This is a genomic window from Bacteroides xylanisolvens XB1A, from assembly GCF_000210075.1.
GTDB lineage: Bacteria > Bacteroidota > Bacteroidia > Bacteroidales > Bacteroidaceae > Bacteroides > Bacteroides xylanisolvens.
Genome location: NC_021017.1, coordinates 1,875,943 through 1,882,163, shown reverse-complemented (window position 1 = coordinate 1,882,163; position 6,221 = coordinate 1,875,943). Strand labels below are relative to the sequence as shown.

General features: G+C 36.6%; 5 protein-coding genes. 3 read left to right on the top strand and 2 right to left on the bottom strand.

What is annotated here, in order from left to right:
* The coding region (locus BXY_RS07635) for a phage integrase SAM-like domain-containing protein (RefSeq protein WP_208946782.1) at window positions 1-181 on the bottom strand (181 nt) is incomplete at its 3' end.
* 275 nt (window positions 182-456) lie between these two features.
* Between BXY_RS07635 and BXY_RS07630 the strand changes: the two genes are divergently transcribed.
* The 3 genes from BXY_RS07630 to BXY_RS07620 are packed head-to-tail and all read left to right on the top strand — an operon-like array spanning window position 457 to window position 4,998.
* Window positions 457-2,676 carry a reverse transcriptase family protein gene (locus BXY_RS07630; protein ID WP_015531607.1) on the top strand — a complete coding sequence of 740 codons (2,220 nt, stop codon included), beginning with the start codon at window positions 457-459 and terminating at the stop codon, window positions 2,674-2,676.
* Window positions 2,654-3,298 (top strand): hypothetical protein, encoded by a 645-nt coding sequence (locus tag BXY_RS07625; RefSeq protein ID WP_087318786.1) that lies wholly within the window; start codon window positions 2,654-2,656, stop codon window positions 3,296-3,298. The genes BXY_RS07630 and BXY_RS07625 overlap by 23 nt, the downstream gene beginning before the upstream one ends.
* Window positions 3,295-4,998, top strand: coding sequence for a response regulator (locus tag BXY_RS07620; RefSeq protein ID WP_015531605.1), 1,704 nt, complete (start codon window positions 3,295-3,297; stop codon window positions 4,996-4,998). The genes BXY_RS07625 and BXY_RS07620 overlap by 4 nt, the downstream gene beginning before the upstream one ends.
* 95 nt (window positions 4,999-5,093) lie before the next feature.
* On the opposite strand, the gene BXY_RS07615 is transcribed toward BXY_RS07620, so the two are convergent.
* Window positions 5,094-6,065 (bottom strand): type I phosphomannose isomerase catalytic subunit, encoded by a 972-nt coding sequence (locus BXY_RS07615; protein WP_004313588.1) that lies wholly within the window; start codon window positions 6,063-6,065, stop codon window positions 5,094-5,096.
* Window positions 6,066-6,221 lie beyond the last annotated feature (156 nt).

The window sequence follows — 6,221 nt, the reverse complement described above, 5'->3', positions numbered from 1 at the left end:
GACCGTAACGGCGTAAATGCTCACGGGTGACCTGTCTGAACGACACGTTAGACGTGCCGCAATATTTGCTGAAAGAGAAGAGCGCATTCTTGTAGACATGCGCCGTAGAATGCCGTCCCTCCTTTCGCAAACGACCGATGTAGAATTCCGCACACCGGCTAAATCCATTTTTGTTCCTCATTACATCATTAATTATTTGGTATATTATGCCATTTGGCAAGTGGCAAAAGAACGAAAAACTTTCTAATTCTTTCCTATTTCAAACGAAAATCTTATCTTTGCAGCAAGGAAAGTATGCTATTACATAAATTGAATTTAGCAAGCTGGTTAAGAAATTAACAGATCGGCTTGATGTCTTCTTCGGAAGACTATAGGTTTTATCATTTGCCGTAGTCGCAGACTGCTCTGCGTGCTCGTTTATACATAAAGAATTTTTTAGTATACTTTCCTCTATTAATGACAGAGCAAGAAATTAAGATACGTCAGCAAGTAGCTCAGTCTTTTCAAGATATAAAGACTGTTGCAGATTTGACTAAACTGATGAATGAGGTTTGGTCATACTTATGCAAAGGTGTACATAAAAGAATTCCACTAAAAGACGTGACCTATTTTAGTAATTATAAATTGGCTAAAGATGCATATTACAAGTTTTTAATTCCTAAAAAAAGCGGAAAAACACGTGAAATACAAGCACCCATAAAAGATTTAAAACGTCTGCAAATATGTCTGAACTTTATCCTGTCCAGTCTCTATCACCCTCATCCTTCCGCTAAGGGTTTTATTTTGGGACAAAACATAGGTGACGCAGCAAAACCACATGTAAGAATGCCTTATGTTTTTCATTTAGATTTAAAAGACTTTTTTACTTCTATTTCTCTTTATCGGGTAAAGGCCTGTCTTACATTACCTCCATTCAATCTGAATGGAGATAAAGAAAGAATAGCTTATTGCATTGCCAATATATGTTGTACTAATGACGGCAACAGAGCCTTTTTACCTCAAGGCGCACCGACTTCTCCCATTTTATCTAACATTGTAAGTCTGCGCCTGGACCGTAAACTTACCGGACTTGCCAAAAGATTCAGTGCTAGATATACACGCTATGCAGATGATATAACTTTTTCATCCTATCAGGACATCGCAAACAACACAGAGTTCCAGCAAGAACTAGCCAGGATTATTTCGGGACAGAACTTCCAAATTCAACCTTCCAAAACCAGAGCAGAAGGCAGAGGCTACAGACAGACTGTTTGCGGCTTAACGATCAATGAAAAGGTAAATGTCTCAAAATCGTATGTCAAAGAGATTCGGTTATATTTATATTTATGGGAACGATATGGATACGAACGCGCGCAGATGTATCTCGATTCAGATATAAAGAAAACGAAAGACAACTGTTCTGACATTCCTCAATTATCCAACTATTTAAGTGGAAAAATCCAATATATGCGGATGATAAAAGGAAATGGTGATGCTACTTATAAGACATTGCAAAATAAATTTATTTACTTATATATTCCTCAGTGGAAAGAATGGAAAAAGAATATACTCAATTTCTGTGATGCAGTACAGAACTCTAAATTAAGTATAGAAGAGCTAAATAAATGGTATAAAACAATTAGTACAAACATCAATATACACCTGCTTAAAGACACACCCCTCTATACTTCACTTACCAAAGCTCTGTCTTGTTTAACTTTAAAGGCATCTGACACTCCCACACCGACTGTTTTTAAGGAACAAACACACAATGCCACACTACTACCATCCTTTTTATATGAGAATTTCAGCAAAAACGATCCGCTCAAATTTATCACTCATATCTGGGATGGAAATGCTGACAATTGCAAATTTGAAGGATATGAGGATTTTATCCGAAAGGAACAAATTGCATTTAAAGAGATAACCGAACGTTTTAAAACAATAGATAAGAATCTTTTTTACTGTTTTTACGGTTTTCTACATAATACCCTCAACAACAGAGGATGGGGGCAATATAAAATAAAATCCGGATGGAGTTCTTCATGGCTAAAAGCATGGTGTTCTGAACATCCGGAACGTTCTCCTTTCGATTGCCCGATTCCGGAAAATAAACGCGAAATAGCAAAAAATGTAAAATTGAACTATTTCAGTGATATCGTAGAACTATTTAAGTCTGAATTTCAGTTCAGGCTGGAGACACGTCAACTAAAGAAACTTCTGCGAGAACTAGTCAAGCAATATTTAAATTTCGATTTTCATGTTACTTTTGAACTAACAGACACCAAATTATACACAAACGTATATATGATACGTAATATTCTATCCGACATACTACATGACATGGCACAAAGGAAGCAGTTTCCCAACATTCTCGTAAAAGTAGAAGACCTTGGTTCTGATTATGTAGACATCTTACTTAGTCAACAAGATTCGAATTATTACGCCACTCACCAACAACTGATGCAGGAAATTGAATCAGGAGATTTTTGTGAATGGAAAAGAAAAATGATAAACTTATGCGACTGGTATGTGGAAGCACAATGTAAAGATGGAGTATTCCGCATCAAGTATTTAAATAGTATTCAGTCTGATCGGACAATAGCAGAACCTTTACTTTTAGATGGAGTAAAGGGATTCACTCACCGAATCCGTATATATAAACATTATGCTTATGAAAATCCTAATTATAGATGAAAAGAAAACACGGCGAGAAGAGCTTGCTTCAATAAATAAGGAAGTAAACAACATATTGAAGAACTGTGACCAGCTTCACATCCTGACAGGGAACGAATGTACTTCTTTTATTGAAGAAATTCGTTCCAACAAAGAGACATCCCATATTGCGAAGTATGCAATCATTTGTTGCCACCACACATTTGTGGAAAAAATAGAAGATCAGCTAAAAGAGATATGCCGGAAAAACAGTATTCCACTAATTTTCTTTTCCGGACGTTATTCCTACTCCTACATGAGTGATAATGTATTGCAACTGAGCGTCGACAAATTTTACACACAGGCATTGCCATGCATAGTGCAAGATATAAAAGCAGAAAATCCGCTGATACTTGAAAAAATAGAATTCGGAGAAGATTATGAAGTTGCCATATTAATGAACACAAGAAATAAATTGATAGAATGGCTTGAAGCTGAAGACGACACGCAGACATATTCAGAACTTGATTTAGACAGTTATGTATTAGAATTAGCCAACGATGCTTCGTTAACCGAATGTGTGCATGAAGATAAAGGGTATAATCCGACCCTATTACGCGAACAGATTAATAGTATATCCTCACTTATAAAACAAAAAATATGAAACCTGCCTTGATTTATTATAAAGAAAATGTATTTTCTCAACTTGATTATTTTCAAAACATCCGTTTAGCCACTTCCGGACACACTGTTGATGAAAGATTTTATCTGACATTCAATGACTTATCAGAAAGCTACAACAAAGAAGGAATCACAGCCATTTTCATTATGAACACATTATCTGATAATGCTATAGAATTGCAAGGACTTCAGATGGCACACTATATACGTATTATAACCAGAGGCGAAGGAGTAGGAAAGCTGCCCATTTTCTTAATTGGTTCAGAAAATATCACCGAATTATTACGTCTTTCAGATTATTCCTCCATTCTACAGACTCCGGCGGTGGAACTTTTACCTTATTCTAAAGAAAAAGTGAAAAATGTCATTGACAATATTCATGCCTATAAACATCTGGAAAATTATGAAGCATATCTAAAAAAAACTCATATACCTCAACCTAACAACTATCTTTCCCATCATTCTATAACAAGCGAGTGGTCTCTCTACCAATGGTCTAAATGTCTGAATATCAAATCGGCTATAGAAAATCATATTGAAATGAATTTATATTACAGGTATGTTACATCACAACACCCCGAGTGCGGCGATAAAGTAACGATTGATTATCCTCCATATCCATCAGAATCAGAGTCGGAAAAAAAACGCATTCTTATTATTGATGATGAAGCAGATAAAGGATGGGGTGAACTTTATAAGGCATTATTTTCCCACTACTCCAACATTGAAGTAAACACGCTGAAAGGCTTTGATTATGCATCTGACACCAAAGAAGCCTTACTCCAAAAAGTAAAGGAGACAATTAAAGAAAAAAAGTTTGAACCGTATCATTTAGTATTACTTGACATCCGGCTACTGCAAAATGACTTTAAAAAGAAAACAGACTTCTCCAGCTTTGATGTTATCAATATGCTACAAACACTTGATAAAGGAATCCAAATTATCATCGTGACAGCCTCCAATAAGGCGTGGAACCTGCAATATGCTTTAAACAGAAATGTATTTGCTTACATCACTAAAGAATCTATTTTTGATAAAAGTCGTTCTAAAGAAAAACTGGAAGAGTTATTAAAACAGTCTGTTGACGCAATCTCTAAAAGTCGTTTTCTCAAGAAAGTGGCAGAAAATGAAAAAAAGATTTTGGACAGATTAAACGATAAAACAAGCACAATAAGTGTTCCTATTAGAAAAAGGATGCTTCATAATATAAAGGAACAAATAGAAATAGCATGGATCATGTTAACAAATTACCGCTTTGATGAAAGATATCTACGATATGCTTACTTGTCATATTATCAGATTCTAGAACTTTTTGCAGAACCAAGCCCTGATATGTATATCAAAATCAAAAACAAAAAGGATATTTATTGCGAAGATATAAACGGAAATGATATTAATTGTTCTGAAAAGCTAAAAATGATATATGATAAAACCTGGAAGGGCAATTTGATCCAACAAACACAAGGTACTCATAAAGAAAAAGAGTTAGAACTGACACCATACGCGCGCATTGGTTCATGGATGTTTGCCCGTACCACAAACCGACATTTCATGACATTATTGGAATTAAACTCTACAAGAAACAACAACACCCATGGAGGAAGTAGCACTTCCAATATTGATTTGGAAAAAAGACTTCTAAAAATGATGGCTCTCATCATCGATTTCATGGATAATGCATAACATTCTACACATTTTATTGCCAATTTTTCCACTTTGCCAAATAATAAGGGACATCCTTCAAAAGAATGCCCCTTTATACTTCCTGTTTCCTAGTTTTATACGTATGTTTCCAACAATTTCACATTTCCTCCTTCAGGAGTGATCGTGATGTCTTGTGTAGTTGCAGGCAACAAAATAGATTCTCCGGCACTAACAGTCAGTTCATTGCCTTCATTGTCTCTCATCTTGCAGGATCCTTCCATACAGATAAAGATCACGAATGAATCGAGTTCGGAATAGTCGCAACTGATTTCTTCAGTCATGTCATACAGAGAAGTCGTAAAGTAGGTGCAGGCAACCAGTTCTACCGGCTCATCCTTCAACGGTTCGTATTTAGTGCGATAGTCATCCAATACTTCGTAGTTGATGGCTTCACGGGCTAAGTCGGTGTGAAGTTCGCGGGTTTTGCCATTCGCATCTTTACGGTTGAAGTCGTAAATACGATAAGTAATATCAGAGGTTTGCTGAATCTCGGCGATGAAAGAACCTGCCCCGATGCTGTGTACGCGTCCGGCAGGAAGGAAAAACACATCACCCGGATGGATCTCATATTCCTGCAATACGTCGGTAATCGTATTGTTCAACACGCGTTCTTTATATTCTTTCGGGGTAATCTGTTCAGAGAATCCTGAACGCAATTTAGCTCCTTTGTCGGCATCTACCACATACCACATCTCGGTTTTTCCCATCGAATTATGGCGTTTCTTCGCCAACTCATCTGTTGGGTGTACCTGGATTGACAAATCCTGTTTGGCGTCGATGAACTTAATGAGCAACGGAAATTTGTTGCCGAAACGGGCATAATTCGCTTCACCAACCAGTTCCTCACGATACTTTCTTACCATATCGGCTAAGGTTAAACCTTTATCCGGGCCATTAGCCACTACGGATTCATTGTCCTCAACACCGGAAATCTCCCAGCTTTCTCCTACTCCTTTCAAGTCAGAGTTCAAATGCTTGAACGGAATAATTTTGTCGCCCCCCCAAAGCGTCTGCTTCAGAATAGGTTCGAATTTTAATGGATACATTTTAGTTTTTCTTGTTATAAACTTAGATTAAATTCGCTCGGATTGTTACAATCCGGGAACAAACATACAAAAAATTGTTCAGTTTTTAAGAAAAGAAGGATGAAAATTCATTTAAGAAATCATCTTTTGTCCTTGCATCCAAAGAAGATGAAGTAA

What these genes read in the sequence shown, in the direction of transcription:
- BXY_RS07625 (WP_087318786.1), top strand. Translation starts at nt 2,654, where the DNA reads ATGAAAATCCTAATTATAGATGAAAAGAAAACACGGCGAGAAGAGCTT.
- BXY_RS07620 (WP_015531605.1), top strand. Translation starts at nt 3,295, where the DNA reads ATGAAACCTGCCTTGATTTATTATAAAGAAAATGTATTTTCTCAACTT.
- BXY_RS07630 (WP_015531607.1), top strand. Translation starts at nt 457, where the DNA reads ATGACAGAGCAAGAAATTAAGATACGTCAGCAAGTAGCTCAGTCTTTT.
- BXY_RS07615 (WP_004313588.1), bottom strand. Translation starts at nt 6,065, where the DNA reads ATGTATCCATTAAAATTCGAACCTATTCTGAAGCAGACGCTTTGGGGG.